A 26,054-nucleotide genomic window follows, 5' to 3' on the forward strand; every position below is an offset into this window, starting at 1 on the left:
CATCCCTAGGAGCCGACGTCATGAGTACTTCAGCGCAGATCGGCGTGACGGGACTCGCGGTCATGGGCCGCAATCTCGCCCGCAACTTCGCGCGCAACGGTTACACGGTTGCGCTGCACAACCGGACGGCGGCGCGGACGCACGCGCTGGTGGAGGAGTTCGGGCACGAGGGCGCGTTCGTGGCGGCGGAGACCGCCAAGGATTTCGTGGCGGCGCTGGAACGGCCCCGCCGCCTCGTGATCATGGTGAAGGCCGGCGAGCCGACGGACGCGGTCATCCAGGAGTTCGCCCCGCTCCTCGAACCCGGCGACATGATCATCGACGGTGGCAACGCGCACTTCGCGGACACCCGGCGCCGTGAGCGCGAACTGCGCGAGCAGGGCATCCACTTCGTCGGCATGGGCGTGTCCGGCGGCGAGGAGGGCGCACTGCACGGGCCGAGCATCATGCCGGGCGGCCCCAAGGAGTCGTACGACTCGCTGGGCCCGATGCTGGAGAAGATCTCCGCGAAGGCGGCCGACGGGGCGCCGTGCGTGACGCACGTCGGTCCGGACGGCGCCGGGCACTTCGTGAAGATGGTCCACAACGGCATCGAGTACGCCGACATGCAGCTGATCGGTGAGGCGTACCAGTTGCTCCGCGACGTCGCGGGCTACACGCCGGCGCAGATCGCGGACATCTTCCGCACCTGGAACACGGGCCGTCTCGACTCGTACCTGATCGAGATCACGGCCGAGGTGCTGTCGCACGTGGACGGGGCGACGGGCAAGCCGTTCGTGGACGTGGTCGTGGACCAGGCCGAGCAGAAGGGCACGGGCCGGTGGACGGTCCAGATCGCCCTGGACCTGGGCGTGCCGGTGTCGGGCATCGCGGAGGCGGTCTTCGCGCGCTCCGTGTCCGGCCACGCGGCACTGCGGGACGCCTCGCGGGGGCTGGCGGGGCCGAAGGCGTCGGTGCTGTCCGAGGCGGAGGCGGGGGCTTTCGCCGACCGCGTGGAGCAGGCGCTGTACGCCTCGAAGATCGTGTCGTACACCCAGGGCTTCCACGAGATCGCCGCGGGCAGCGACGAGTACGGCTGGGACGTCGACCTCGGCGCCGTCTCCGCGATCTGGCGCGGCGGCTGCATCATCCGGGCGGCCTTCCTGGACCGTATCCGGTCGGCGTACGACACCCGGCCGGACCTGCCGAGCCTGCTGTCCGACGAAACCTTCGCGGCCGAGATCGCCGCGGCGCAGGACGACTGGCGTGAGGTGCTGGTGTCCGCGACCCGTCAGGGGGTGCCCGCGCCCGGGTTCTCCGCGGCGCTCGCCTACTACGACGCGCTGCGCGCGGAGCGGCTGCCCGCCGCGCTCACGCAGGGGCAGCGGGACTTCTTCGGGGCCCACACGTACCGGCGGGTGGACCGGGAGGGTTCGTTCCACACCTTGTGGGGCGGGGATCGGTCGGAGGTGGGTGCGTAGCACCTGCTGAGCCGGTGGCTCCGCAGGGGCGCGGGCGCGGGTGCGGAGGGTTTGACCGCACCCGCGCGGCAAAGCCGCATGCCGACACCGCCCCGCGCCCCTGAGCGGGGCGCCGCCGTCTCAGGTCAGCGGCGGGCCCGGTTCCGGGTTCGGGACGGGTTCCGGGCCCGGCGGAACGGGAGACGGCGACGGGGTCGGATCCGGGGCCGGCGGGGGCTGCGGGGGCGGTACCGGCGTGGGGTACGGGTCCGGGGGTGTGGGCGGGAGGGGGTCGGGGGGTGGATTCGTCATCGTGTCCTCCGGCCGGTCGGGGTTGGCTCTGGAGTACTCCCCGCGTACCCGACGGCGGCCCGGACACTCACCCGGGCTGGGGCGGTCAGAAGCGGCCGGGGTGGGCGCGCAGCCAGTCCTTGGCGGCGGCCAGCAGCCCCGGGTCGGCCGCCGGGGCCTCCTCCGGGTGGCGGGCGGCCCACCGGACGACGTACGGGCAGAGCGGGGCGACGGGGATGCCCTCGCGCGCGGCGATGCCGTACAGCTCGCGCGCGAGGGAACCCGCTATGCCCTTGCCCTCGTGGGCCGGCTCCACGATGGTGTGCACCGGGACCAGGGCCGGTTCGGGCGACTCCAGGACGAAGTACTCGATGCGACCCACGACCTCGTCGCCGTCGCCATGGGCTTCGAGGCGGCCCGCCGCCCGGTCGTCTCGGATCTCGATGTCGCTCATGGGCACTCCCGGTGCGCTCGGTGTGTCGGTCAGGCGGACACCGCTTGCGGGCTGCGCCGCTGGTCCGAGCCCGGTACCGGCTCCGCCGGGTCGGCGCCCAGGGCCACGATCCGGTTGTCACCGTCCACGTGCACGACCCGCGGCGACAGTGCCCGCGCCTCGGCGTCGGTGACCTGAGCGTAACTGATGATGATCACCAGGTCTCCGGGGTGGACGAGATGGGCGGCGGCCCCGTTGATCCCGACGACGCCAGAGCCCCGCTCGCCCTCGATGACGTACGTCTCCAGCCGCGCCCCGTTGGTGATGTCGACGATGTGGACCAACTCGCCGGGCAGCAGGTCGGCGGCGTCCAGCAGATCGGCGTCGATGGTCACGGATCCCACGTAGTGCAGGTCGGCCTGGGTGACGGTGGCGCGGTGGATCTTGGACTTGAACATGGTGCGCAGCATCAATGCACTCCTGGAAGTCGGCTCCCTGCCGGCTTTATGCAGGTCAAGGGCGTTCTTCACCTTACACGGGCACGTCGGTCCCGAAGAATGTGAGGAACATCGCTCACCTGTGACGAGGAGGATTCCTGCGCCCTCTCGGAATGGGCCGGGAATGATGCTGCTCGGATGCCGGCTTGTCCGGCTGGGCCTCGCGATCCTGGACCCATGCTGGTCATGAGGGTTCTCCCAGGACGGCCAGGGCCGCGTCGAGTGCGGTAGGGGTGGTGGTGGCGTGAATGCTGAAACGTATGCGGCCGTCCCCGTGCACAGTCGCCGTCACCCCCGCCGCGTCGAGCCGTTCGTGGACGGCCGGGGCGTCGCCGCGCGGAATGCCCACCACGACAAGACCCGCGCGTTCACGCGGTGAAACGGGCGACAGCACCGGCATGCCCGCGGCGAGGAGCCGGTCGATGAAGGCGCTCGCCATGTCCTCGATGCGACGCTGGACGGTGGCGACCCCGACCGATTCCAGCTGTGCGAGCGCCGTCGCGAGTGCCCCGGCCGCGAACGGTGATCCATTGGTCGTCGAGAATCTCTGTGCGCCGGGGAGCGGCTCGTGGGGCACACCGTCGTAGTGCGAGGGCCTTTCGACACCGGTCCAGCCGCCAAGAGTCGGCCGCAGGCGCGCGAGGCCTCGGGGGGACAGTGCCACGAAGCCCGTGCCCCACCCCGCTCTGAGCCACTTCTGACCGCCGACGACGAGTGCGTCGGCCAAGGTCCAGTCGGCGTCGACGACACCGAATCCCTGGATGCCGTCCACCACGAGGAGGCGGTCGCCGATCGCGCAACGGATGCCGGCCAGGTCGGCGCGGACGCCGGTGCGGAAGTCCACCGCGCTGACCGCCACCGCGACGGTGTCCGGCGTGAGGGAGGCCGCCACACGTTCGGGCGTCACCGGCGCGAACTCGTCCCCGGGCACGGCACGCAGCGTGCGCACGGTGGTGAGCCCCGCGTCCTGTGCCCGCCACCACGCGTACAGGTTCGAGGGGAACTCCGCGGCGCTGACGAGCACCGCGCCCCGCGGCAGCCCGAAGGCGATCTGGAGAAGGCCGAACGACGTGCTGGGCGTCAGCGCCACCGCGCCGCGGTCGAACCCGGTGAGGCGCGAGACCGCGGCGAGAGCGTGCTCGTCCTGCGCGTGCAGTCCCGCCGGGGGAACACCGGCGCTCGCGTCGGCCGTGAGCCGGCCGATCGTCTCCACGACCGCGCGCGACGGTGGTCCGTAGCTGCCGAAGTCGAGGTAGCCGGCCGGCTCGGCGAAGGAGGCGAGGTAACCGTCGAGCTCCGCCGTCATGCGAGCATCCGCCGCGTCATCGGTGCATCGGCGGCGGCCGCGTTGACGGCGGCGGCCTCCGCCCGGCTCAGCAACCCGGCGGCCTCCCACTCGCGCGCGGTGGCGGCCACCGCCCGCAGGAACGCCGGGCGGCCGGCGAACGGAGCGGCCGCCCACAGTCTGTCGAGGAACGTCGTGCCCTGTCCGTCGGCACGGTTCTCTGTGCCCGTGTCCGTGCCGGCGAACGCGATCCGCGGCTCCTCCCGGCGGAAGTAGGCGTGGTACGAGTCGGTGTCGCCCAGGTAGAATGGCTCGAACGGCACGCCGCCGGCCGTGAAGGTCATCGGCCGCTCACCCGCCTCGACGGCGGCGGCGAGGTCACCGGAGAGCTTCAGGGAGCCGTACCACGACATCGGCAGGGCCTGCCGGCTCTCCGACTTCGCGACCAGTGCGACGGGCCCGTAGAGCAGGGCCTGCAGACCGGGGTCGTCGAGAGCCCGCTCGACGCGCAGCCGGAACGGGAAGCGGACCTCGACCCGGTCGCCGTCCCGCCAGGTCCGGGCGACGCTCGCGTACCCGTCGCGGCCCACCCGTACCGTCTGCTTCCGGTTGTTGATCCTGATCGTGAAGCCGGACCGTGCCCACGACGGCACCCGCAGGCGCAGGTCCAGCCGGCCGCCGCCGGCGATCGTCAGGGTGGTGGTGTCCGACCTCGGGTAGTCGCCGTGCTGGGTCACGGTCAGTTTCCGCTCCGCCCACCGCAGGGTCGACGGGACATACAGGTTGACGTAGAGCGCGTCGCCGCGGGCCGACCGGAAGTAGATCGAGTCCTGGTACTTCGTGTGGTTCTCCAGCCCGGTGCCGCCGCAGCACGTGCCGATGTTGCCGTACTCCCGCCGCACGCCGGGACCGACCGGCACCATGTACGTCACCAGCGGGTCTTCGGTGCTGTCGGCGTCCTGTCGGGAGGCGAGGATCTGGTTGACCAGCGTCTTCTCGTAGTAGTCGAAGTACCTGGCGTCCGGCGCGTGCAGGAACAGCTCCCGCGCCACCTTGAGCATGTTGTACGCCGCGCACGACTCGGCGTTGGTCGTCGTGGCGATGCTGCCGGCGATGGCGTCCCGTGCGCGGAAGACCTCGCCCTGGCCGGTACCGCCGTGCACGTAGGTGCGGTGCGGCACGACCATGTCGAAGAAGTTGACCGCGGCCGTCCGGTAGTCCTCGCCACCGCCGTTCTCGAACAGGCGCAGATAGCCGAGGAACTGCGGGATGTGCTGGTTCGCGTGCCTGCCGTCGAGACTGTCGGTGCCGGCCACGCAGTTCGTGAGCAGAGCGGTGTTGTCGAAGCAGCGCGCCGTGGTCAGGAACGTGGTGTTGCCGGTCAGCGCGTACAGGTCGGCCATGACCTCGTTCATGCCGCCGTACTCCCCGGCGATGTACAGCGACCACATCCGGTCGAGCTGCTCGCGGGGCAGCGCGCCGAGCCGGCTGTGCACCCACTCCCCCATCCCGGTCGCGACGGCGAGCGCCGTCGTGTTGCCGGCGAGCGTGTGCGCGTCGAGCAGGCCCCGCATGATCTTGTGGCAGGTGTAGTACGGCGCCCAGATCGCCGGGTAGGTCGCGTACGACTCGAGCTGGATGAACTGCGTCTCGGGGTAGGCCGCGAGGAAACCCGGGTGGCTCGGGCCGGGGGCGCCGCCGGGGCCGGTGACGACCGTCGCGTGCCAGGCGCGGCCCGAGGAGTCGGCGACCGCCGAGCCGGACGTCTCGTCGAACCGGTACCAGGCGAGGTTGCCGTGCGTGCCGCCGTCCGCGGCCGAAAGCGCGGCGATCTCCGTCGCGTCCAGGGCTCGGTCGTACAGGTGGAACTCGTCGACGGTGCCCGCCAGGTTCGGGTCCCCGAACTGGGAACGGCCGATCCAGTTGTTCTTCGGGGCGCCCAGATCGGCCGGTGCCAGCGTCATCGCCGTGTTCGTGCCGGCCACCGCGCCGTCGACGTAGAGAGTGCCTGTCCCGCCCGAGAGGGTCACCGCCAGATGGACCCACCGCCCGACCGGCACCGGCGCGGTGCCCCGGATCCGTTGCTCGCCCGAGCTGCCGCCGGTGGTGATCGCGAAGCGGGGTCCCGCTCCGTCGTCGGCGGTCAGGAACATGTAGGTGCCGGTGCCGGTGCCGAAGTCGAACACCCGCGACCAGGTTCGCCGGTCGGCGAGCCGCACCCACACGGCGACGGTGAACGTGTCGAGGCCGTCCACGGTGGCGTCGGGCAACCCCACGTACTGGCCGTCGCCGGTGAGTTCGAGCCCCCCTCCGGCCCGGCCGGCCGACCACACCGGCGGCGGGGGTGGTGTGCCCGGCCGGCCGACCTGCGCGGTCCAGGCGTCCTGGCACTCCTTGAGCCCGGCGACGACGGCGTCGAGCTTGTCCTTGAACACGGCCTCGCCGGTGCCGGCCCACGCCTGGGCGAGCATCGAGAGGAAGTGGCCGCTGTAGTGCCCACGCAGGTTGCCCGTCGCGTCGTCCCACCCGCCGGGCGGCTCGGCGCCCACGGTGTCCAGTCCCGCCGCGGCGCGGAAATTGCTGAGCACACGGTCGACGGGGTACGCCCGGGCATGGGCGAGCACGCGGTCACGTTTCTCGGTGAACAGGCTCGTCCCGAGGGCAACCTGGTCGAGGGAGAAGGGGACGGCCCGCCACGACGGCGGAACCGGGAGGCGGTTGACCCGCGACCGGTCACCGGCGGCGGCCGGCCCCACGGGAGCGTCGGTGGCTGCGGCCGCGGCTGAGGTTCCGCCGCCCGCCACGCCGACCACCGTCGCACCGGCGGCCACCGCTCCGTGCCGCAGCAGCCGGCGGCGGGACATCTCACTGGGGTTCATGTCTGCGTTCACTCCGGTTCCGGGTCCGTGAAAGGGGCGGGATGCTCACAGCTGCGGGGGCAACGTCACCCGCTGGACCGCTGTGGTGTTTCCGGCGCGGTCGGTGGCGATGAACTCAAGGGTCTGCGGTTCGTCGCGCAGCGCCCTGGTGAACGGCTCCTGGTAGACGCCCCAGAACGTCTCCGGGGTACGCCATTGGACGTGGTCCACGCCGGACACGTCGTCGGCGGCGTGGAGGGTCACCTCGACGTTGCTCGGTCCGAGCGGACGGACTTCGGCACGCACCGACGGGGGCCGCGTGTCCACGGCGACCTCGCGCGTGGCGTGGACGACCCGGCCGGAAGCGTCGGTGGCCCGGCCCCGGAGCAGGTACCGGCCCTCGCCGTCCAGCGCGAGCACACCGGTCGCGGGCTGCCATGTGCCCTCGCCCACCGCGGCCTCCACAGTGGCCGGCGAGAGCGAGGTCACCGTGAAGCCCGGCTCGCGGGTGTACCAGCCGGACGGGGCGCGGTCGCCGGTCACCTCCACCCGGACCACCGGCAGCGGGTCCCCCACGCCGACGTCCGCCGGGAGCGACCACTCGACGACATCCTCGACCGGCTGCCCGTCCGCGGAGGTCACCCGGGTCACGCGCGGTACGTCCGCCGAGTCCGGGCCGACCACACCGCGGCGGGGCACGGCCGGGCTGTCGAGGGTGCTCGCGGCGGCCGCCATGAGCACCTCGACCGCCTCGTCCCGGCTCAGCAGCCCGGACCGGGCCGCCCGCACCACACCCCGGTGGACGGCGGTGAAGAACGCGGCGACATCGTCGTATCCGCCGTCCGCCCACAGTCCGGTGAGGAACGACCAGCCCTCGGCGTCATGGCGGTCGGGCACCGCGGGCACGCTGTCCAGGAAGGCGATCTCCGGGTCGGCCAGGCGCAGGTACATGTGATGGCGGTGGTCACCGCCGGACCAGGCCGGTTCGAAGGTCCGGCCGAACACCGAGACCAGGTCGCCGTCGGTGGTGTGTCCGGCGATGCTGCCGTCGAGACGCCGGTGGGCGGCCGCCGTGACCGGCAGGGTGGTGGTGGCGTCGTCACGCGCAAGCAGCACCGTGGGGCCGAGTTCCAGGCTGACCAGCGTGGGGTCGTCGGGGGTTGGCACCAGCCGCAGGGGCATCGGCAGGTCGAGCTCCACGGTGTCTCCGGGGCGGAAGTCGCGCCGCAGCGTCACGAATCCGGTGTCCGGCACCGGCACCTGAACGCCGTCGACCCGGGCGCCGGCTGCCCAGGGCGGGATGCGCAGGTGCAGCTCACCCGGGAAGGCGAAGCCGAACTCGAGTACCGCCTTCCCGTCGCGGGGGTACCTGGTCCGCAAGGTCACCTGCCCGTCGGCGTGGCGCAACCGCGACGGTACGTACTGCGTCACATACAGGTGCCCGGGTGCGTGGAACCACACCGATTCCTGGTGCTTGACGTGGCTCTCCAGGCCGGTGCCGCCGCAGCAGGTGCCGACGTTGTCGTACTCGCGGACGGCGCCCGGGTCCACCGGGTACATGTACAGGACCTCGGGGCTGGTGGCCGATGTGACGTCCGCGCGGGAGCCGACGATGTGGTTGAGCGAGGCGCGTTCGGCGTAGTCGGCGTACCGGCTGTCGAGGGTGTGTCCGAACAGCGAGCGGGCGATCTTCAGCAGGTTGTAGGTGGCGCAGGTCTCGGCGTTGCGCCGCTTGACGAACCCGGCCACTGTGTCCGCGGGGCCCCACAGTTCGCCCTCGCCGGTGCCGCCGTGCGCGAAGGTCCGGCCCGGCACGATCTGGTCCCAGAGGGCGACCACCGCGTCGAGGTAGCGGCGGTCGCCGGTGGCGTCGTACTGGTCGAGGTGCCCGACGAGCATCGGGAGATGCTGGTTGGCGTGCATGCCGTCGAGCACGTCACGGCCCTCGACCGCGGCGTCGAGCAGGCTGTCGACCTCGAACGCCGCGGCGGTGCGCAGGAACGACGGCTCGCCGGTGATCCGGTGCAGTTTCACCATGGTCTCGTTCATGCCGCCGAATTCGCCGGCGATGTAGAGCGACCACATGCGCTGCAGTTGTGCCCGCTCCAGCCGCAGCACCCGGTCGGCCACCCAGTGCCCCATGCCGGTGGCGATCTCCAGCGCAGGCTTCGAGCCCGTCAGCTCATACGCGTCGAGCAACCCCGCCATGATCTTGTGGCACGTGTAGTACGGCGCCCAGATCTCCCCGTACGGAGCCAGTTCCTCCAGCCGCGAGAACTGCCACTCGCCGTACGCCGCCAGAAATCCCGGATGGCTGTAGCGCCCGGTCGCCGCCAGCGCGTCACGCACCTCGGCCAGGCCCGCGACCATCTCGTGCGCCCTGCTCAGCAGGGCTTCCTCGCCGGTGGACGCGTAGGCGAGCGACAGCATCGACAGGAAGTGCCCCGCGTAGTGTCCGCGCAACAGGCTCGCCGTGGGCGCCAGGCCCGGTCCGGGGTAGTCGGCCTCGGACCACGCTCGCTCGTCGGCATGGCCGAAGTCCTCCCAGGTGCCGGGCGGCAGCGCCCCGTGGGTGTCGAGCCCCGCGTTGGCGCGGAAGACCGCGAGCACCCGGTCCACCGGGAACACCCTGGCGAGATACAGCATCTGGTCCCGGGTCCGGGAGTGCACGCCGTCGAGCAGGTCCACGTCCCGCAGGGCGAAGGGTTGGGCGCGAGTCATCGGGCCGCCCATTTCTCGAGTCCGGTGGCGTCGATCGGCAGCGCGTCCGACAGCACCTCGTGCCCGGTCCCGGTGACCAGGAGGTCGTCCTCCAGGCGGACGCCGATCCCGCGCAGTTCCGGGGGGAGGGTCTCGTCGTGGGCATGGAAGTACAGACCGGGCTCGACCGTCAGCACCATGCCGGGCCGCAGCGGAGCGCCCTGGTACCGCTCGTACGACGACGAGCCGCAGTCGTGCACGTCCAGGCCCAGGTGGTGGCCGATACCGCAGACGATGTAGCGGCGGTGCTGCTGGCCCTCGGGTGCGAGGGCCTCGTCGACCGAGACCGGCAGCAGCCCCCAGTCGTGCAGTCCGCGGGCCAGCACCTCCATGGCGGCGAAGTGGAAGTCGGTGTAGGTGGCGCCGGGGCGTACCCGGTCCATGCCCGCGCGGTGCGCGGCCTCGACCAGGTCGTGCACCCGGCGCTGGACCGGTGTGAAGGTGCCGGCCACCGGTACCGTCCGGGTCACGTCCGCGGTGTAGAGGGAGTTCGCCTCGACGCCCATGTCGAGCAGCAGGGTCTCGCCGGGCCGGACCGGGCCGTCGCAGCGGACCCAGTGCAGGATCGGCGCGTGCTCGCCGGAGCCGACGATGGTGCTGTAGCCGGGCCCGTTGCCGAAGGTGCGGGCGTGCCGGTCGAAGGTGCCCTGCAGCCAGCGCTCCCCCAGGCCGTCGGCGACGGCCCGCGGGATCTCGTCGGCGACGGCGGCGAATCCGGCGACTGTGTGGTCCACGGCCTCACGCAGCTGTGCGATCTCCCAGTCGTCCTTGATCATGCGAAGGTCGGAGAGCACGGTGCGCACCTCGTCCGGCCGGCCGTCGTGCCGCTCACCGATGTCGTCGGGGTCACCGACAGGCCGCACCGGCAGATCCAGCGCGGCCGACCACGCCGCGAGTCCCGCCGACGGGCCGACCCACAGTTCCCCGTGCGCCGCGCTGGCGTGGAAGTCGCGTTCGCCGGGCCGGGCCGGAGCGGGCATGTACAACACCGCGTCGTGGCCGCCCGGCCGGGGCTTCATCACCAGGACCGCGCCCTCGACCTGGCACGAGGTGGCCCACAGGAAGTCGCTGTCCACCCGGAACGGGTAGTCCGCGTCGCCGTTGCGGTGGCGGGCGCGGCCCGCCGCCAGGACCAGGGTCCGGTCCGGCAGGCAGGCGCTCAGCCGGGCCCGGTGCTCGGCCGCCGCCCGTGCCGCGGCCGGAGTCACCGGCGCCGGGACGTCGCGTTCGGCCCAGCCCTGCCCGATGCGGGCCAGGAAGCCGGGGCTTTCGTCGGCCAGCCGTGGCGGCTTCGTTCCCGCGTACGGCGGGGTGGTGATCTCGGTCAACGCTTTTCGCCTCCTCTGTCGCGGACCATCTCCCGCAGCCGGCGCAGCACCCGGCCGTCGGCGATACCGTCGTGTTCGTACTCGTTGGTCACCCACGTCTGCGCGTTGCCGATCCGGGTCAGGGTGTCGCGCTGCAGCCCGGCGTCGACGAACACGTCGTCGGCGTACACGGCGGCGGCCAGCGGGACGTCGTTGGCCGCGAGCCGGTCGAGGTCGTAGAGCGGGCTCCAGGTCTTCTGCTCGGCGAGCTCGGCCATCGCGGGCGCGAACGGCCGCAGCGCCCGGATCTCCTCGAACATCCACGGAAACGTCATCTCGGAGGTGAACAGCAGCGGCCGGCGGTCCTCGGCGAACTCCGGCCGCCGGTCGCGTTCACGCTGGGCCGCCCAGCGGAAGGGACCGTTCGCGCCGTCGCCGTAGATCGACTCCTGGAGGGTCCAGAACAGCGGGTTCCCCGCGTTCGACGTCTTGACCAGCACCGTCTCCAGGAACCGGCCGTCGATCCTGCCGTCCTTGCGGATCGCTTCGGAGACCAGCCAGTGCAGGCGCTGGTGGCCGGCTCCGAAGCCGAGTTCCCCGCCCAGGGTCTGGAACCGGCGCACCGAGAGCGGCGAGCCGTCGGGCAGCGTCACGTCACCGGCGGCGAGTCGGTCGGCGATCGCCGCCACCGCGGCGATGTCCTGCGGGTAGCGCCGGTAGAAGTCGGCGGTCTTGCCGGCCACCCGGTCGAACGTGCGCCGGTAGACCTCTTCCGCATCGGGCGGTGTGCCGGGGATCCCGCCGCAGACGTAGCAGGCGGTCAGTGCCTCGGGGGCGTGCGACAGGTAGGTCAGGGTGATCCACCCGCCGAAGCTCTGCCCGAGCGTGGCCCACCGTCTGCCGTCGTAGGCCCGTGCCCTGACGTGTTCGAGGTCGCGCACGATCGAGTCGGCCCGGAAGTGCAGCAGGTGGTCCGCGGCCGCACGGGCGTCGGGGAAACCGGCGATGTCGGTTCCGTCGACCGGGGTGCTGCGCCCGGTGCCGCGCTGGTCGACCAGGACGACCCGGTAGTGCCGCAGTGCCTCGGTCAGCCAGTCTCCGATCGGGGCGGGCCGGGGGTTCGCGCCGCCGGGGCCGCCCTGCAGATAGGTCAGCAGCGGCAGTTCGTCGTGGCGGCGTTCGGGGTCGGTGAACTCCCGGACGAACAGCTCGATGCGCTCGCCGCCGGGATCGGACCAGTCCAGTGGCGCGGCGACGGTGAACTCGCGGACCCAGGCGCCGGGCAGGGGGTATTCCAGCGGGTTCATGCGGTGGCTCCGGTCGAGTTGCGTCGGCGCGCGTCCCACTCGGGGCGGATACGCGGCACGGCGGCCAGCAGTGTGCGCGTGTACTCGTGCTGCGGATCGTCGAAGACCGCGTCCCGCTCACCGGCCTCCACCACGCGGCCGGCCGTCATCACCGCGACGCTGGTGGCGATCTGCCGGACCACGGCGAGGTCGTGGGCGATGAACAGGCAGCCGAAGCCCTCCTCGCGCTGCAGTTCGCGCAACAGGTTGATGATCTGCGCCTGCACCGAGACGTCGAGTGCCGAGACCGCCTCGTCGCAGACCAGTACGCGCGGGCTCACGGCGAGCGCGCGGGCGATGCCGATGCGCTGTGCCTGCCCGCCGGAGAACTGGGCGGGGTAGCGGTCGACGTGGTCGGGGTCGAGCCCCACCCGTTCCATGAGCGCTCGGGCGACCCTCCGGGTGCCTCCGGGTATCGGCCGTTTCTGGTAGCGCAGGGGCGCGGTGACGATGCGCTCGACGGTGTGCCGGGGGTTGAGCGACGAGAACGGATCCTGGAAGACGACCTGTATGTCGCGGCGTATCTCCAGCAGGTCGGGCCCGTGCAGGGCGGTGATGTCGCGGCCGTCGAGGTGGACGGTGCCCGACGTGACGTCGACCAGCCGGGCGGCGAGCCGCGCGGTGGTCGACTTGCCCGACCCGGACTCCCCCACCAGCGCGAGGGTTCTGCCCGCGTGCAGGTCGAAGGAGACGGAGTCGACCGCGGTGAACCTGCGCGCGGGGCGCAGCAGGCCGGCCGTACCCGCCACGGGGAACTCCTTGACCAGGTCCCGGGCCCGCAGCAGTGGTTCGGAGCTCATGTGTCGCCTCCCAGGGTCTGCAGTTCACCGATCTCGTCGTCGATCCGCGGGACCGCTTCGATCAGCGCCCGGGTGTACGGGTGCCGCGGGTCGCAGAAGATCTGCTCGGCGGTGCCGGACTCGACGACCTTGCCGTGCCGCATGACGATCAGCGTGTCGGCGACCTCGCTGACCACGGCGAGGTCGTGGGTGATGAGGATGAGCGCGGCACCGGTGTCGCGGCGTACCTCGGCGAGCAGTTCGAGGATCTGGGCCTGGACGGTGACGTCGAGCGCGGTGGTCGGCTCGTCGGCGATGATCAGGTCGGGCTCGGTGCTGAGCGCCATCGCGATCATCACGCGCTGGCGCATGCCGCCGGAGAACTGGTGCGGGTACTCGTCGACCCGGCGGGCCGCGTCGCGGATGTGCACGCGTTCCATCGCCTCGATCGCCACCTTGCGGGCTGTCCGGCGGCTGACGCCGGAGCGGTGCGACCGGTAGGCCTCGGCGATCTGCGTACCCACCGTGTAGTACGGGTTCAGCGAGGAGAGCGGGTCCTGGAAGACCATCGCGATCCGGTCGCCGCGAACGGCTCGCATGCCGCGTTCGTTCAGCGTGGTGAGTTCGCCGCCGTCGAACTCGATGCTCCCGGCGCGGGTGGCGCCCTTCGGGAGCAGCCCCATGATCGCGAGACTCGTCATCGACTTGCCCGAGCCGGACTCGCCGACGACGCCGAGGGCGCCGCCGGGCGGTACGGCGAAGTCGATGGCGTCGACCACCGGTACGCCGTGGAAGGCGACGGTCAGGCCGCGGACGCGCAGCAGGTCGCTCATGACGCCGCTCCCACTCCGACCCGCGGGTCGATCGCCGAGTACAGCAGGTCGACGGCCATGTTGCCGACCACGACGAAGAACGCCGCGAGCAGCGTCACCGCCATGATCACCGGCTGGTCGTTCTTGGTGATGGAGTCCGCCGCGAGTTTGCCGACGCCGTTGAGCCCGAAGACCGTCTCGGTGATCAGCGCGCCGCCGAGCAGGCCGGCGAAGTCCATGCCTGCGATCGTGACGATCGGGGTCAGCGCGGGCCGCAGGGCGTGCCGCCGCCACACCAGGTCGGGCCGCAGGCCCTTGGCCCGCGCGGTCCGCACGAAGTTCTCGTCCAGGGTGTCGATGACGTTGGCCCGGGTGAGCCGGGTGTACGACGAGGCGTAGCCGATCGCCAGCACCGTCCAGGGCATGATGAAGTTGAGGAACCACTGCCCCGGGTCGTCGGCGAACTGCACGGCCTGCGGGAACGGCAGCCATTGCAGCCACACCACGAGCACGTACTGCAGCGCGAGGGCGAGCACGTAGTTCGGGATCGACATGCCGCCGAGGGTGAGTCCGGCGATGAACCGGTCGGCGAACCTCCCTTCGCGCACGGCGCTGAGCAGACCGCCGAGTACGCCCATGACCAGCCAGAGCACGGCCGCGCCGAGGGCGACCACCAGGGTCACCGACAGCCGCTGCACGATCATGTCGGTGACGAGCTGGGAGGTCTGGAAGGAGTAGCCGAGGCAGGGTGCCGGGCAGTGCACCGTGGACGGGCCGCTGCCGTAGTCACGGCCTGCGAACAGCCCTTGCAGGAAGTGCAGGAACTGGGTGAGGAACGGGTCGGTCAGGCCGAGGTTGGCGCGGATCTGGTCGATGCGCTCCGGGGTGCAGTTCTTGCCGCAGATCTGCACGGCCGGGTCCGGCGACAGGGCGAAGAAGATGATGTAGGTGAAGAGGCAGACCAGGAACAGCACCAGCAGCATGCCCAGCACGCGGTGCACGACGTAGCGGGTCATGAGCGGCCCCCCGGCTGGACGGCGGCCCGGATGTGGTCGCCGAGGACCATGAAGGACAGCACCAGCAGCGCCAGGAAGACGCCCGGCACCAGGAAGTACGTGGGGACCACCGCGTACCAGCTCACCGAACTGGAGATCATCTGCCCCCAGGACGGCGTGGGCGGTACGAGGCCGACGCCGAGGAAGGACAGCCCGGCCTCGGTACCGATGTAACCGGGTACCGCCAGGGTCACCATGACCAGGACGGTCGAGCGCAGGTTGGGCAGGATCTCGGTGAACACGATGGCGGTGCGGGAGGCCCCGGACGCCCGGGCCGCCTCGACGAACTCGCGCTCCTTGAGCGACATGGTCTGTCCTCGCACGATCCGGGCCAGATAGGGCCAGCCGAACAGCGAGATCACCAGGACCAGCAGGTACTGCCGGTCGTCCGCGGGCAGTGCGGACAGCACGGCGATCATGAAGATGAGCGCGGGGAACGCCATCAGGAACTCCATGACCCGCGAGATCAGCATGTCCGTGCGACCGCCGAAGTATCCGGCCAGCAGGCCGAACACCATGCCGAGCACCGTGGTGAGCAGCGTCGCGGCGAGGGCGATGAGCAGTGAGGAACGGGCGCCGTAGACGATCCGGGCGAAGATGTCCCGGCCACTGCCGGGCTCGACACCGAGCCAGTGCGACCCGGAGATGCCGCCCCAGGACCCGACGGGTGTGCCGCCGAGGTCGGGGTCGATGGCGCTCTGGTCGAACTCGTAGGGGTCCCAGCCGCTGACCCGGACGATGAGCGGTGCGAACACCGCCATGAGCACGATCAGTGCGATGTAACCGAGGCAGGCCACGGCCGCCGGGTCGCGGAGCAGGGCGCGGGCCACGCTCCGGCGGGGGGCCGGGGCGGCGGCGGTGCCGACGGTGCCCGGTGCGGACACCTCCGGCGCCTGTGGGCCGGTTGACGAGATCGTCATGTCAGCCCTTCGCCGGGTCCTTGAGACCGATGATCCCGTAGTCGACGTCGCCGCTGGGAGCGATCACCCCCGCCACGTTGGCGCCCGGCAGGTAGATGCGGTTCGCGACGTTCAGCGGAACGAAGGGAGCCAACGCCATGATCTTCTTGTCCAGCTCGCCCCAGGCCTTGTTCGCGGCGGCCAGGTCGGTCAGCGCGGTGATCCGGTCGATCTCGGCGTTGACAGCGTTGTCGTCGAGCTGGGAGAGGTTCTGGTTGCCCTTGGCGGTGATGTGCCGGCCGTCGAACAGCGGCGGCAGGAACGTCGACGCGCTCGACGCCCAGTCCGGGCACCAGCCGGTGATCGCCGCGTCGTGCTGCTGCGACGGTGTGCCGATCGTCTCGTAGTAGGTCGACGCGTCGATCACGTTCAGCTTGACCTCGATGCCGACCCGCTTGAGCGCCTGCTGGATCGCCTCTCCCTGGCGCTGGTCGATGTCCTTCGCGCGTATGTCCAGGGTCATCGTGAAGCCGTTCGGGTGGCCCGCCTCGGTGAGCAGTTGCTTGGCCTTGGCCACGTCACCGGCGTTGTCCGCGCTCGGATAGGGGTCGTAGTCGACGTGCCCGGAGACCGACGGCGGAAGGAGGCTGTTGGAGACCGTCGCGAGCTGCGTGCCGCCGCTGGCGTTGAGCACGGAGCTCTTGTCCACCGCGTAGTTGACGGCCTGGCGCACCTTCACGTCGTCGAGCGGCTTCTTCGTCGTGTTGAGACCCATGTATGTGAGACAGGTCGACGGCGCCTTGACCGTCCGTGCCTTGAGCTGCGGCGTCTGCAGACGGGCCAGGGTGGCGGTCTGGACGCTGCCGGAGATCACGTTGATGTCGGTGCCCTGGCCGGCGATGAGACGTTCGTCGATGGTGGCGCCCTCGACGCCGATGGTGAAGCGCCACGCATCGGGGTAGGCCTTGCGGACCTTGTCGCCCTTCGCGTCCCAGTGCGGGTTGCGCTTGAGCTGGATCAGGCTGCCCGGGGTCAGTTTCTCCAGATCGTAGGGACCGGAGGCGACGACGTCCTTGATGAACGAGGTGCCCCCGCCGGTGCCGACCGGGAACGGGGTGCCGCTCGGCATGGACAGCGCCGCGTCGAACTCGGGGTAGGGCGCCTTGAGGTGGAAGACGATCGTCCGGTCGTCCGGTGTCTCGATCGTCCGCAACTCGCCCGAGCGGTACGGCCCCTGATAGCCCTTCGGCGCATCGATCAGCTGCTTCAGGTACGGCGCGCCGATGCCGATCTCCGGGTCCCAGCCGCGGCTGATGCCGAACTTGACGTCCTTGGACGTGATCGGCGCGCCGGTGTCGAACTTGATGCCGGCCTTGAGCTTGTAGGTCCAGGTCAGACCGTCGGCGGAGACCTTGCCGAGGCTCTCCGCGAGGTCGGGGACCATCGCGTTGGGGTCCTTGGCGTCGTTGGGTGCCTTGGTGACCAACTGGCGGTACAGCAGGCGGTACAACGCGTTGACGCCGCCGTCGAAGCCGCGGGACGGGTCGAGATAGGAGAAGTCGGTCGACTGCAGGACCTGCACGGTCCCGCCCTTGACCGCGGTCCCGCCGCTCCCACCGCCTGCGCCCGTGGACGAGGAGCCGCCACCGGTGCATGCCGAAAGGGCGAGTAAGCCGGCCGCCAGCCCAGCGAGTGCCGCTGAAGACGAGGTTCTCTTCAAGGGGTCCTACCTTCCGGTCGGGTGCGGGCAGTCCGGCCGTCCGGATGAGCGGGACGGGTGACGGGCAGGACGGACCAGCGACTGAGTGGGGAAACGGTGAGCAGAGGCGCCACGAGTTCCGGTGGGCACGCGAACGGAGCAGCCGCGACCGGTCTCACGGGGCGATCGGGATCTCTGCGATCCCGGCCACTGGAGGAGACAGTAATATGTGACACCTCTCCGGAGAAGGGCTCACGCCAGAATTTACTGCGCCGACATTTCGGTTCACGGGCGCGCGCCGACAGCCCGCCCGGCTCGGCCGGGCGGGCTCGTCACATGGGGCGCCTCAGTCCTCCGAGCGGCCGTTCCACCAGCCGAGGACGTGTCCGATGTGGGCGGTGAGCAGGGTTTCCGCGCCCCGCCCGTCACGTGCCTCCAACAGGTCCACCAGGCTGTGGTGCTCGGCGGCCGAACGGGCCAGCTCCGCGGTGCCGATCATGTCGGCCAGGCCCACCATGCGGGTCTGCTGGCGCAGGTCCTTCACCATCGCGACCAGCCGGCGGTTGCCGTGCAGCTCCAGCAGTCGCAGGTGGAAGGCCATGTCGGCGGCGAGATAGGCCGCCAGATCGGCCGCTACGGCCGCATCGACGATCATCTGGGCCCTGCGCCGCAGGTCGGCCACGGCCTCCGGTTGCAGTGCCCGCGCGATCTCCCGCATCGGCGGCGCCTCCAGCAGCTGGCGCAGCCGCACGATCTCCCAGAGGTCCTGCTCGCTGACCTCGGTGATCCGGAAACCCTTGTTGCGCACCACGTCGACGAACCCGCGTCCCTGCAGGTTGAGCAAGGCTTCACGGACCGGGGTGGCGGAGATCCCGAAACGTGTGGCCAGCGTCGGCGCGGTGACCAGAGTCCCCGGGGCGAGTTCGCCCGAGACGATCGCCGCGGCCACCGCGTCCTCCACCGCGCCGCGCAGGCTCGCCCCCACCGACACCGGGCCGATGATCGATGAACTCATCCGCGCCGTCCTCCCACAACTGACATGTCACACCTCGCCAACCATCGTCGGCCGAGCCAGTGCTGAGTATCGCACTCGCCGGCCGTCACAGATGCGAGGGTCACGTCGGCCTCAGAACTCGAAACCCGCCGGGTAGGGGTCGGTGGGGTCCAGCAGGTACTGGCCGATCCCCGTCACCCAGGCCCGGCCGGTGATGGTCGGCAGCACCGCGGGCAGGCCGCCGACCGTGGTCTCTCCCACCAGTCGGCCGGTGAACCGGCTGCCGATGAAGGACTCGTTGACGAAATCCCGGTGCAACGCCAGCTCACCGCGGGCGTGCAGTTCGGCCATCCGCGCCGACGTGCCGGTTCCGCAGGGCGACCGGTCGAACCATCCCGGATGGATGGCCATGGCGTGCCGCGAGTGCGCGGCGTTCGAACCGGGCGCGATGAACTCCACATGGTGGCAGTGGCCGACACCGTCGATCTCCGGGTGCTCGGGCGGTGCCGACGTGTTGATCGCGTCCATGATCGCCAGCCCCGCTCCCAGGATCTCGTCCTTGCGCGCGCGGTCGAACGGCAGCCGTACGTCGTCGAGGTCCACCATGGCGTAGAAGTTCCCGCCGAACGCCAGGCTGTACCTGATCCCGCCGAGGCCGGGCACCTCGATGATCTCGTCGAGCCGGTCGCAGTACGCGGGCACGTTCTCCAACGTGACGCTTTCGGCGTGCCCGTCCTTGACCTCGACGTTGGCCACGACCAGCCCGGCCGGGGTGTCCAGCCGGATGGTGGTCACCGGCTCGACGACCTCGACCATCCCGGTCTCGACCAGTACCGTGGCCACCCCGATCGTGCCGTGCCCGCACATCGGCAGGCACCCGGACACCTCGATGTACAGCACACCGAAATCCGCGTCGGGGCGGGTCGGCGGCTGCAGGATGGCGCCGCTCATCGCCGAGTGGCCGCGCGGCTCGTTCACGAGCAGCCGCCGTACGTGGTCGAGGTGTTCGACGAAGTGCAGCCGCCGCTCGTTCATGGTGGCGCCGGGGATCACCCCGACGCCACCGGTCACGACCCGGGTCGGCATGCCCTCGGTGTGCGAGTCGACGGCGGAGAACAGCCGCGACGAACGCATCTCAGACCCCCACCGTGCGGTGCGCCTCGAGCGCCGCGACGGCCCGTCGCATGTCGGCGCGCACCTGGGCGTCGTGCTCGGCGCTGAGCGGGCCGCGCGGCGGGCGGCACGGGCCGCCGTACCGGCCGACCATCTCCATGCCGAGCTTGATGGCCTGCACGAACTCGGTGCGCGAGTCCCACCGGAACACCGCGACGAGGTGCTTGTAGAGCTCCCGGGCCTGCTCGAACCGGCCGGCGAGCATGTGCTCGTAGATCGCCACCGACTCGGCGGGGAAGGTGTTGGGGAAGCCGGCGAACCAGCCGACCGCCCCGTCGGCCATCAGCTCGAACAGCACATCGTCGGCGCCGGCCACGACGTCGATGTCGCACCGCTCGGTGATCGCGAAGAGCCGCCGCACGTCCCCGCTGAATTCCTTGATCGCGGTGACGTTGGGCAGCTGGGCGATCTCGGCCACCAGGTCGGGGACGAGGTCGACCTTCGTGTCGACCGGGTTGTTGTAGATCATGATCGGCAGCCCGACCTCGTCGATCTTCGTGTAGTGCTCGACGACCTGCTCATGGCTGGCCCGGTACATCGTCGGCGGCAGCGCCAGCACGCCGTCGGCGCCGTCCTCCGCGGCCAGTTCGGCCCAGTGCCGGGCCTGGTGCCAGCCGGGCCCGTGCACCCCGGCGACCACGACGCCGCGTCCGCCGACCGCTTCGACGGCGACCTGGACGACCTTGCGCCGCTCCTCGTCGGTCAGCGCGGAGTACTCGCCGAGCGATCCGTTCGGACCGACGCCGTGGCAGCCCTCGTTGATGAGCCAGTCACAGTGCTCCGCGTAACGGTCGTAGTCGACCTCCAGTCCGGAGGGAGCCGAGGGGTTCTCCTTGAAGGGCAGCGCGGTGGCGACGATCACTCCGCGCAGATCGGTCGGGGCGGAACTCATGGAACGTCCTCTCGGTTACTGGCCCTGGTCGAAACGGAGAGTTCGCCCAGGCGTACGGGGATGGCGATCGGTCGGTGGGCGGTACGGCCCGGGTCGAGCAGGCCGGGCCCGTTCGCGCCGGCAAGGATGTCCTCGACCGTGCGGCCGCAGGTGCGGCCCTGGCACAGGCCCAGGCCGGCCCGGGTGGTCAGTTTGAGCGAGCGCAGCCCGCGGGATCCGGTCAGGTCCGCCGCCCGGCGCAGGGCGCCCGCGGTGACGTCCTCGCAGCGGCACACCACGGTGTCGTCGTCCACCCAGGCGCGCCAGCCCGGGCGGATGCCGTGCGCGGCGGCGAGCCGCGCGGCGAACTGCCGGAAGACCGCCCGCTCGCGGACCGCGCCCGGTGCGGGCACACCCCCGGCGGCGACGGTCCCGGCGATCTCGCCCTCGGCCAGGGCCAGATCGGCGCCGCCGATGCCGGTCAGCTCGCCGGCGGTCAGGACCTGGGGCACCGAGGTACGCTGCCGCTCGTCGACGGTGACCGCGCCGTCCTCGTCCACCGCGCAGCCGGCCGCGATGGCGAGCTCGGTGCGCGGGACGAAGCCATGGCTCACGCAGACGGCGTCGACCTCGATCCGTCGTCCGGTACCGGGGATCGGTGTCCAGTCCCGGGTCAGGCGCGCCACGGTCACCGCCTCCACGCGATCGCTGCCGTGCGCCGCGACGACTGCCGCCCCGGTCCGGTACGGAATGCGGCGGGCGGCCAACTGGCGGGCGTACCCGGCCAGTTCACCGGCCTTGTGCCGAGCCGCGAGCAGCTGCCACGGCCGACTCGCCCAGCCGCCGGCGAGCTGCGCCGGGCCGGCCGCCTCGACCACACCCGCGACGTCGGCGCCGATCCGCAGCAGGCTGGAGACGACGGGCAGCAGGAACGGCCCGGCACCGGCCACCAGAACGCGGCGGCCGACGGCCACCCGCTCGCCCTTGGCCAATGCCTGCGCCGCCCCGGCGGTGAAGACGCCGGGCAGGTCCCAGCCCGGGAAGGGCAGGGTGCGCTCGTACGCCCCGGTCGCGAGCACCAGGGCCGCCGGATCGTAGGTGCGCGGCTCCCGCCCCTGCCCGTCCGGCTCGCCGACGAACACGTGGACCAGCGGCGGGGCGCCGTCGCGCCGTTCGACGGACCAGACGTGTGCGCCGGTCACGACCTCGCAGCCCTCGTCGGCCAGCAGTCCGTCCCGCATGGTGACGAAGCGGTCCCAGCCGTGGTGCCACAGCCGCTCGCTCGTGTCGGCGCGTCCGCCTGGCAGATGCCGCCAGTACTGCCCGCCGACGTCGTCACCGGCGTCCAGCAGCACGACCCGGGCGCCGTGGCGGCGGGCGGCCAGCGCCGCGGCCATCCCGGCCGGTCCGCCGCCCACGACGAGTACCTCAGTCACGATCGTCCTCCTGCAGCTCGACCTTGTCGCCGTCCACGGCCCGCCGCTGGCAGGCCCGCACGTCGCGCAGGCCGTTGACGGTCACCAGGCAGTCGAAGCAGGCGCCGATGCCGCAGAAGACACCGCGGGGGCGGCCGGTGCGGGTACGCCGCCAGGCCACCCGCCCGTCGGCCAGCAGCAGCCCGGCGATGCTCTGCCCGGCCAGGCCTGCGATCCGTTCCCCGTCGACCTCGATATGAATCCCCGTCATCGGGCGGCCCCTTCGAGATGCGGCAGCAGGGTGGGACGGTCCAGTCGGAACTCGGCGGCCAGCGGATCGACGGGGTCGTCGGCATCGTCGAGGAGTTGGTCGCGCAGCAGCTCGGCGGTGGCCAGGCTCAGGCCGATCCCGGCGCCCTCGTGCCCGGTCGCGTGCCACAGACCGGGCAGCCGCGGGTCGGCACCGATCACCGGCAGATGGTCCGGGACGAACGGCCGGAACCCTCCGTACGCGCGCATCACCTGCGTGTCGGCCAGGAAGGGGAACAGCAGCAGTGCCTTCGCGGCCAGCGCGACGAGCACCCGGGCCTCGATCCGCTCGTCGAAGCCGCGGCGCTCCCGGGAGGAGCCGATCAGGACGGTCCCGCCGGCGGTCGACTCGACCACGCTGGAGACCTGCAGGTCGGCCGCGCCCGAGCCGACCGCGCCCACGTAGTCGGCGTCGTACACCTTGTGCCGCACACGCACCGGCATCCGTGAGGTGACCAGCACCGTGCCGCGACGCGGACGCACCGGGAGGAACACACCGAGCCGCTCCGCGACCGGGCCGGACCAGGGCCCGGCGGCGAGCACCACGGCGTCGGCGGGCAGAGTTCCGGAAGCGACCCGTACGCCGACGAGCCGACCCGACGACAGCACCGGCCCGGTCACCTCGACGCCCTGGTGTACGCGCGCGCCGTGGCGGCGGGCCGCGGCCAGCAGCGCCTCGGTCGCGGCCACCGGCTGCACCTGCAGGTCTTCGGGGTAGAACACCGCGGCGGTGTGGTGCGGTGTCAGATCGGGCTCGAGCTCATGAGCCCGGGCGTCGTCCACCGTCTCGGCCAGCACCCCGGCGCCCCGCTGGGCGTTCGCGAACGCCGACAGAGCCTGCGCGCCGGCCTCTGTCGTGGCGACCACCAGGCCCCCCTTGCGTTCCAGTTCCAGGCTGGGGAATCCGGCGGGGAGCTCGTCGCGCAACTCGTCCTCGATCCGCGCCCAGGCCGCGAGCGAACGCTGCGCCAGCCGCAGCTCAGGGCCCGGCTCCTTGTCGGACACGAGCAGATTGCCCTCACCGCCGGCGGAGGTTCCGCCGGCGGTGGGGCCGCGATCGACGACGGTCACGTCGCAGCCGGCGCGGGCCAGGGCACGGGCGATCGCCGCGCCGACGATGCCGGCGCCCACGACAACGATCCGAAGAGGAGTGGACACATCAGTACTATGTCACATGTCCCATTGCGGCGGGAGGCCTTGATGCACGTCTCCGAACAGTGGTCACCGTGTCGCGCTGTACCCTGTGGGACCCCAGCCACACCTTCGAGGGCATCGGCAAGGGCCTGGGGATCCGCAAGCGTTCCCTGAGGAAAGCGCCGGGCCCGGCCGGGGTGGGCACCGCATGGCGCCCACCCCGGTTCGCGGTCGACGGGTCAGGCGGCAACGGGTTGTGGATCGGCGACCGGAGTCGCCAAACGCCCTGCGCGGTGCAGGCCGTACAAGGCGGCCGCGCAGGCGAAGCCGAGCACGCACAGGCAGATCCACGGCAGGGCGGGCATTCCCGCCTCGCGGGCGGCGTCGAGGGCCGCGCCGGTGAGGAGGTTGCCGAGGGTGATGCCGATCCCGCAGATGGTGTTGTAGAGCCCGTAGTGCGTGGCGACGAGGCGGTCACCGGAGAGCCGGACGATGGTGTCCATCTCGAAGGGGTACGCGATCATCGTGCCGACCGCCGGCAGCAGTGCGGCGAGCGCGGGCGGCACGGCGGCCAGCAGCCACAGGCCGGCACCGGACTCGGGGACGGGCACAGCAGTGGCCAGCAGCAGGGGCACGAAGGCCAGACCCATGGCCGCCAGTCCTCGGGCCGGCGCCTGGCCCGGCTCGTAGTGGGCCTTGCACCAGGCGGTCACCCTGGTCTGGCCGACGATCGTACTCAGCCCGGAGACGGCGAAGAGCGCCGCCACCGCCGCCGTGCCGAACTCTCCGTCCCCGCCGACCCGTCGTACCTCCAGCGGCAGCGCGAGGTAGACCTGGAAGGAGAGGACGTATGAGCCGATCATGGCGCCGGAGAAGAGCAGGAACGGACGGTTGGCGAGAATGCCGCGCCACTGGGTGAGGACGCCATCGCGGCCCTGGTTCTCCTTGCCCTTGGGGTCCTCGGCGCGCCGCGTGGGCAGCGCACGGATCTGCACGACACTGAGCAGTGCGAAGATCCCGGCGGCGACCAGGCAGGTGATGCGGAAGTCCACCCCGGTCAGCACCATCCCGACAAGCGGGCCGAGCAGGACTCCGGCCTGGTAGAAGACGTTGAACAGTGCGAACGCCTCGACCCTGCGCTCCCCCGCGTCGGCAGCGAGATACGCCCGGACCGCCGGGTTGAACAACGCCCCGGCAAGCCCGGTGGCAGCGGAGGCCACGATCAGCGCGGCCAGCGAGTCGACGAGGCCGAGCGTCGCGAAGCCGACCGTGCGCAGCACGCATCCGGCCACGATCAGCGGCTTGTAGCCGAACCGGTCGGCGAGCGTCCCGCCGACGAGGAACATGCCCTGCTGGCTGAAGTTCCGTACGCCTAGGACGAGTCCGACGACCCAGCCGGCCAGTCCGAGCGTGCCGGAGAGGTGAGCGGCCAGGTAGGGCATGAGCATGTAGAAGCCCAGGTTGATGGTGAACTGATTGACCATCAACAGCTGGACGCTGCGTTCGTAGGTGCGTACCTGTGCGAGGGTGCCCTTCACCGGCTCTCCTCCACGGACCCCAGGGTGAGCGGATCGATCACGGTGGTGCAGCGCGTCCAGTGGTCCACTTCCTTCTCGTCCACGCGCCCGATCACCTCGGGTTCGGGAGCGGGAGGACCGTCGAGGAGCCCGTGGGCGGCGCAGTAGTCGTCGTCGAAGACCGTCCCGAGGTAGCGCTGCGGGCCGTCGGGGAAGATCGCCGCGATCCGGGTGTCGGCGGGCAGGGTGCGGGCCAGCCAGCCGGCGACCAGGGCGACCGCCCCCACGCTCCACCCTCCGGTGGCGTAGTGCGAGCCGGCCACTGCGTGGTCGTGCCTCCCCCGGGGGTGCACCCGGGTTTCCACGGGTGCGCCCGGCACCCGTGGCGGACCACGGTGGACAGGTCACAGAGCCGGGCCCTGGCGCACGATGATCCAGTCCCGGCGGTCCAGACCACCGGGAGTGGGGAAGATCGTCATGCGCTTGTCCAGCATCGACGTCGTGTCGGAGCCAGGCTCGTCGAGCGTGGGTACGACCGCCGACGCGACGACGACCGTCATTCGCTCCGAGCCCGAGGCCGCAGCGGACTTCGAGAGTGTCCGTTCCCTGCTGTTCAGGATCGCCTACCAGACGCTGGGGCGCACCGCGGACGCCGAGGACGTCGTTCAGGACGTGTGGGTCCGCTGGCAGGGCGCGGACCGGGCGCAGGTGCGGGATCGGGTCGCGTTCCTGGTGACCATCACGACCCGGGTCGCGCTCAACGCGGCAACCTCGGCCCACGCTCGTCGTGAGGTCAGTGCCGGTGGATGGATTCCGGAACGCGATCTCGCATCCGTCGATCCGGTGCGGGAGGCCGAACGCGGGGAGGCGCTCGAGTTCGCGGTCCGGCTCCTGATGGAACGGCTGTCCCCCGTCGAACGCGCCGTGTACGTACTTCGCGAGGCGTTCGAATATCCGTTCCGCGAAATCGCCGAAACGCTCGGGCTCAGCGAGGTCAACGCGCGGCAACTGGCGCTCCGGGCGCGCAGACATCTCGCCGACGAACGGCACAACCCGGTCGATTCAGCGGAGCGAGACGGGCTGCTCGAAGCCTTCCTCCACGCGGCGCGAGCCGGCGACATGGCGCACCTCATCGATCTGCTCCAGGGGCTTGACGCCTTGTCGCAGCCCTGTTGATCCAT

At 71.4% G+C, this 26,054-nt stretch carries 21 protein-coding genes and 1 pseudogene; 2 read left to right on the top strand and 20 right to left on the bottom strand.

All coding sequences use genetic code 11. The features are described 5' to 3' along the window. Positions 1–20: 20 nt before the first annotated feature. Positions 21–1,460: an NADP-dependent phosphogluconate dehydrogenase gene (gene gnd / locus ABT057_RS04445; protein WP_352340919.1), complete on the top strand. Its 1,440-nt coding sequence runs from the start codon at positions 21–23 to the stop codon at positions 1,458–1,460. Between the two features lie 376 nt (positions 1,461–1,836). Here gnd and ABT057_RS04450 read toward each other — a convergent pair whose 3' ends face one another. The 20 genes and pseudogenes from ABT057_RS04450 to ABT057_RS04545 form a co-directional block, all read right to left on the bottom strand. Further along, positions 1,837–2,184, bottom strand: coding sequence for a GNAT family N-acetyltransferase (locus ABT057_RS04450; protein ID WP_352340920.1), 348 nt, complete (start codon positions 2,182–2,184; stop codon positions 1,837–1,839). Between the two features lie 29 nt (positions 2,185–2,213). After that, positions 2,214–2,633, bottom strand: a complete 420-nt coding sequence (gene panD, locus ABT057_RS04455) for an aspartate 1-decarboxylase (protein WP_352340921.1) — start codon at positions 2,631–2,633, stop codon at positions 2,214–2,216. Positions 2,634–2,844: 211 nt separating this feature from the next. Continuing rightward, on the bottom strand, positions 2,845–3,966 hold the full coding sequence (locus ABT057_RS04460; protein ID WP_352340922.1) for an aminotransferase class V-fold PLP-dependent enzyme: 1,122 nt from the start codon (positions 3,964–3,966) through the stop codon (positions 2,845–2,847). Then, positions 3,963–6,824: a beta-L-arabinofuranosidase domain-containing protein gene (locus ABT057_RS04465; RefSeq protein ID WP_352340923.1), complete on the bottom strand. Its 2,862-nt coding sequence runs from the start codon at positions 6,822–6,824 to the stop codon at positions 3,963–3,965. The genes ABT057_RS04460 and ABT057_RS04465 overlap by 4 nt, the downstream gene beginning before the upstream one ends. Positions 6,825–6,869: 45 nt before the next feature. Beyond that, the gene (locus tag ABT057_RS04470) at positions 6,870–9,524 is read right to left on the bottom strand and encodes a beta-L-arabinofuranosidase domain-containing protein (protein WP_352340924.1); all 2,655 of its coding nucleotides are present in this window, start codon (positions 9,522–9,524) and stop codon (positions 6,870–6,872) included. Then, on the bottom strand, positions 9,521–10,891 hold the full coding sequence (locus ABT057_RS04475; protein ID WP_352340925.1) for an aminopeptidase P family protein: 1,371 nt from the start codon (positions 10,889–10,891) through the stop codon (positions 9,521–9,523). Before ABT057_RS04475 ends, ABT057_RS04470 begins: the two co-directional genes overlap by 4 nt. Further along, complete coding sequence (locus ABT057_RS04480) at positions 10,888–12,177, bottom strand: alpha/beta fold hydrolase (RefSeq protein ID WP_352340926.1); 1,290 nt, start codon at positions 12,175–12,177, stop codon at positions 10,888–10,890. The genes ABT057_RS04475 and ABT057_RS04480 overlap by 4 nt, the downstream gene beginning before the upstream one ends. Beyond that, entirely contained in the window at positions 12,174–13,016 is an 843-nt protein-coding gene (locus tag ABT057_RS04485; protein WP_352340927.1) for an ATP-binding cassette domain-containing protein, read from the bottom strand. The genes ABT057_RS04480 and ABT057_RS04485 overlap by 4 nt, the downstream gene beginning before the upstream one ends. After that, positions 13,013–13,828, bottom strand: a complete 816-nt coding sequence (locus ABT057_RS04490) for an ABC transporter ATP-binding protein (protein ID WP_352340928.1) — start codon at positions 13,826–13,828, stop codon at positions 13,013–13,015. The genes ABT057_RS04485 and ABT057_RS04490 overlap by 4 nt, the downstream gene beginning before the upstream one ends. Then, positions 13,825–14,823, bottom strand: a complete 999-nt coding sequence (locus ABT057_RS04495) for an ABC transporter permease (RefSeq protein WP_352340929.1) — start codon at positions 14,821–14,823, stop codon at positions 13,825–13,827. Before ABT057_RS04495 ends, ABT057_RS04490 begins: the two co-directional genes overlap by 4 nt. Beyond that, positions 14,820–15,782 (bottom strand): ABC transporter permease, encoded by a 963-nt coding sequence (locus tag ABT057_RS04500; protein ID WP_352340930.1) that lies wholly within the window; start codon positions 15,780–15,782, stop codon positions 14,820–14,822. The genes ABT057_RS04495 and ABT057_RS04500 overlap by 4 nt, the downstream gene beginning before the upstream one ends. A gap of 1 nt (position 15,783) precedes the next feature. Next, a complete protein-coding gene (locus ABT057_RS04505; RefSeq protein WP_352340931.1) occupies positions 15,784–17,343 on the bottom strand; it encodes an ABC transporter substrate-binding protein in 1,560 nt (519 codons plus the stop codon). A gap of 463 nt (positions 17,344–17,806) precedes the next feature. Beyond that, positions 17,807–18,475 (bottom strand): GntR family transcriptional regulator, encoded by a 669-nt coding sequence (locus ABT057_RS04510; RefSeq protein ID WP_352340932.1) that lies wholly within the window; start codon positions 18,473–18,475, stop codon positions 17,807–17,809. Between the two features lie 111 nt (positions 18,476–18,586). Further along, on the bottom strand, positions 18,587–19,588 hold the full coding sequence (locus tag ABT057_RS04515) for a proline racemase family protein (RefSeq protein ID WP_352340933.1): 1,002 nt from the start codon (positions 19,586–19,588) through the stop codon (positions 18,587–18,589). Position 19,589: 1 nt separating this feature from the next. After that, the gene (locus ABT057_RS04520; protein ID WP_352340934.1) at positions 19,590–20,519 is read right to left on the bottom strand and encodes a dihydrodipicolinate synthase family protein; all 930 of its coding nucleotides are present in this window, start codon (positions 20,517–20,519) and stop codon (positions 19,590–19,592) included. Further along, positions 20,516–21,934, bottom strand: coding sequence for an FAD/NAD(P)-dependent oxidoreductase (locus ABT057_RS04525; RefSeq protein WP_352340935.1), 1,419 nt, complete (start codon positions 21,932–21,934; stop codon positions 20,516–20,518). Before ABT057_RS04525 ends, ABT057_RS04520 begins: the two co-directional genes overlap by 4 nt. Beyond that, the gene (locus ABT057_RS04530; protein ID WP_352340936.1) at positions 21,927–22,184 is read right to left on the bottom strand and encodes a 2Fe-2S iron-sulfur cluster-binding protein; all 258 of its coding nucleotides are present in this window, start codon (positions 22,182–22,184) and stop codon (positions 21,927–21,929) included. Before ABT057_RS04530 ends, ABT057_RS04525 begins: the two co-directional genes overlap by 8 nt. Then, complete coding sequence (locus tag ABT057_RS04535; RefSeq protein WP_352340937.1) at positions 22,181–23,380, bottom strand: NAD(P)/FAD-dependent oxidoreductase; 1,200 nt, start codon at positions 23,378–23,380, stop codon at positions 22,181–22,183. Before ABT057_RS04535 ends, ABT057_RS04530 begins: the two co-directional genes overlap by 4 nt. A 215-nt stretch (positions 23,381–23,595) precedes the next feature. Continuing rightward, positions 23,596–24,894 carry an MDR family MFS transporter gene (locus ABT057_RS04540; protein ID WP_352340938.1) on the bottom strand — a complete coding sequence of 433 codons (1,299 nt, stop codon included), beginning with the start codon at positions 24,892–24,894 and terminating at the stop codon, positions 23,596–23,598. Beyond that, a pseudogene (locus tag ABT057_RS04545) lies at positions 24,891–25,196 on the bottom strand (pyridoxal-5'-phosphate-dependent protein subunit beta); the annotation flags it as partial. The gene ABT057_RS04540 and the pseudogene ABT057_RS04545, both read right to left, overlap by 4 nt. A 160-nt stretch (positions 25,197–25,356) precedes the next feature. On the opposite strand from ABT057_RS04545, the gene ABT057_RS04550 reads away from it, so the two are divergent. Further along, entirely contained in the window at positions 25,357–26,049 is a 693-nt protein-coding gene (locus ABT057_RS04550; protein WP_352340939.1) for a sigma-70 family RNA polymerase sigma factor, read from the top strand. Positions 26,050–26,054: the final 5 nt, after the last annotated feature.

The sequence above is a fragment of the Streptomyces sp. NPDC002588 genome (genome assembly GCF_040295925.1).
In the GTDB taxonomy this organism is placed as follows: Bacteria; Actinomycetota; Actinomycetes; order Streptomycetales; family Streptomycetaceae; genus Streptomyces.

What these genes read in the sequence shown, in the direction of transcription:
- gnd (WP_352340919.1), top strand. Translation starts at nt 21, where the DNA reads ATGAGTACTTCAGCGCAGATCGGCGTGACGGGACTCGCGGTCATGGGC.
- ABT057_RS04450 (WP_352340920.1), bottom strand. Translation starts at nt 2,184, where the DNA reads ATGAGCGACATCGAGATCCGAGACGACCGGGCGGCGGGCCGCCTCGAA.
- panD (WP_352340921.1), bottom strand. Translation starts at nt 2,633, where the DNA reads ATGCTGCGCACCATGTTCAAGTCCAAGATCCACCGCGCCACCGTCACC.
- ABT057_RS04460 (WP_352340922.1), bottom strand. Translation starts at nt 3,966, where the DNA reads ATGACGGCGGAGCTCGACGGTTACCTCGCCTCCTTCGCCGAGCCGGCC.
- ABT057_RS04465 (WP_352340923.1), bottom strand. Translation starts at nt 6,824, where the DNA reads ATGAACCCCAGTGAGATGTCCCGCCGCCGGCTGCTGCGGCACGGAGCG.
- ABT057_RS04470 (WP_352340924.1), bottom strand. Translation starts at nt 9,524, where the DNA reads ATGACTCGCGCCCAACCCTTCGCCCTGCGGGACGTGGACCTGCTCGAC.
- ABT057_RS04480 (WP_352340926.1), bottom strand. Translation starts at nt 12,177, where the DNA reads ATGAACCCGCTGGAATACCCCCTGCCCGGCGCCTGGGTCCGCGAGTTC.
- ABT057_RS04485 (WP_352340927.1), bottom strand. Translation starts at nt 13,016, where the DNA reads ATGAGCTCCGAACCACTGCTGCGGGCCCGGGACCTGGTCAAGGAGTTC.
- ABT057_RS04490 (WP_352340928.1), bottom strand. Translation starts at nt 13,828, where the DNA reads ATGAGCGACCTGCTGCGCGTCCGCGGCCTGACCGTCGCCTTCCACGGC.
- ABT057_RS04495 (WP_352340929.1), bottom strand. Translation starts at nt 14,823, where the DNA reads ATGACCCGCTACGTCGTGCACCGCGTGCTGGGCATGCTGCTGGTGCTG.
- ABT057_RS04500 (WP_352340930.1), bottom strand. Translation starts at nt 15,782, where the DNA reads ATGACGATCTCGTCAACCGGCCCACAGGCGCCGGAGGTGTCCGCACCG.
- ABT057_RS04510 (WP_352340932.1), bottom strand. Translation starts at nt 18,475, where the DNA reads ATGAGTTCATCGATCATCGGCCCGGTGTCGGTGGGGGCGAGCCTGCGC.
- ABT057_RS04515 (WP_352340933.1), bottom strand. Translation starts at nt 19,588, where the DNA reads ATGCGTTCGTCGCGGCTGTTCTCCGCCGTCGACTCGCACACCGAGGGC.
- ABT057_RS04520 (WP_352340934.1), bottom strand. Translation starts at nt 20,519, where the DNA reads ATGAGTTCCGCCCCGACCGATCTGCGCGGAGTGATCGTCGCCACCGCG.
- ABT057_RS04530 (WP_352340936.1), bottom strand. Translation starts at nt 22,184, where the DNA reads ATGACGGGGATTCATATCGAGGTCGACGGGGAACGGATCGCAGGCCTG.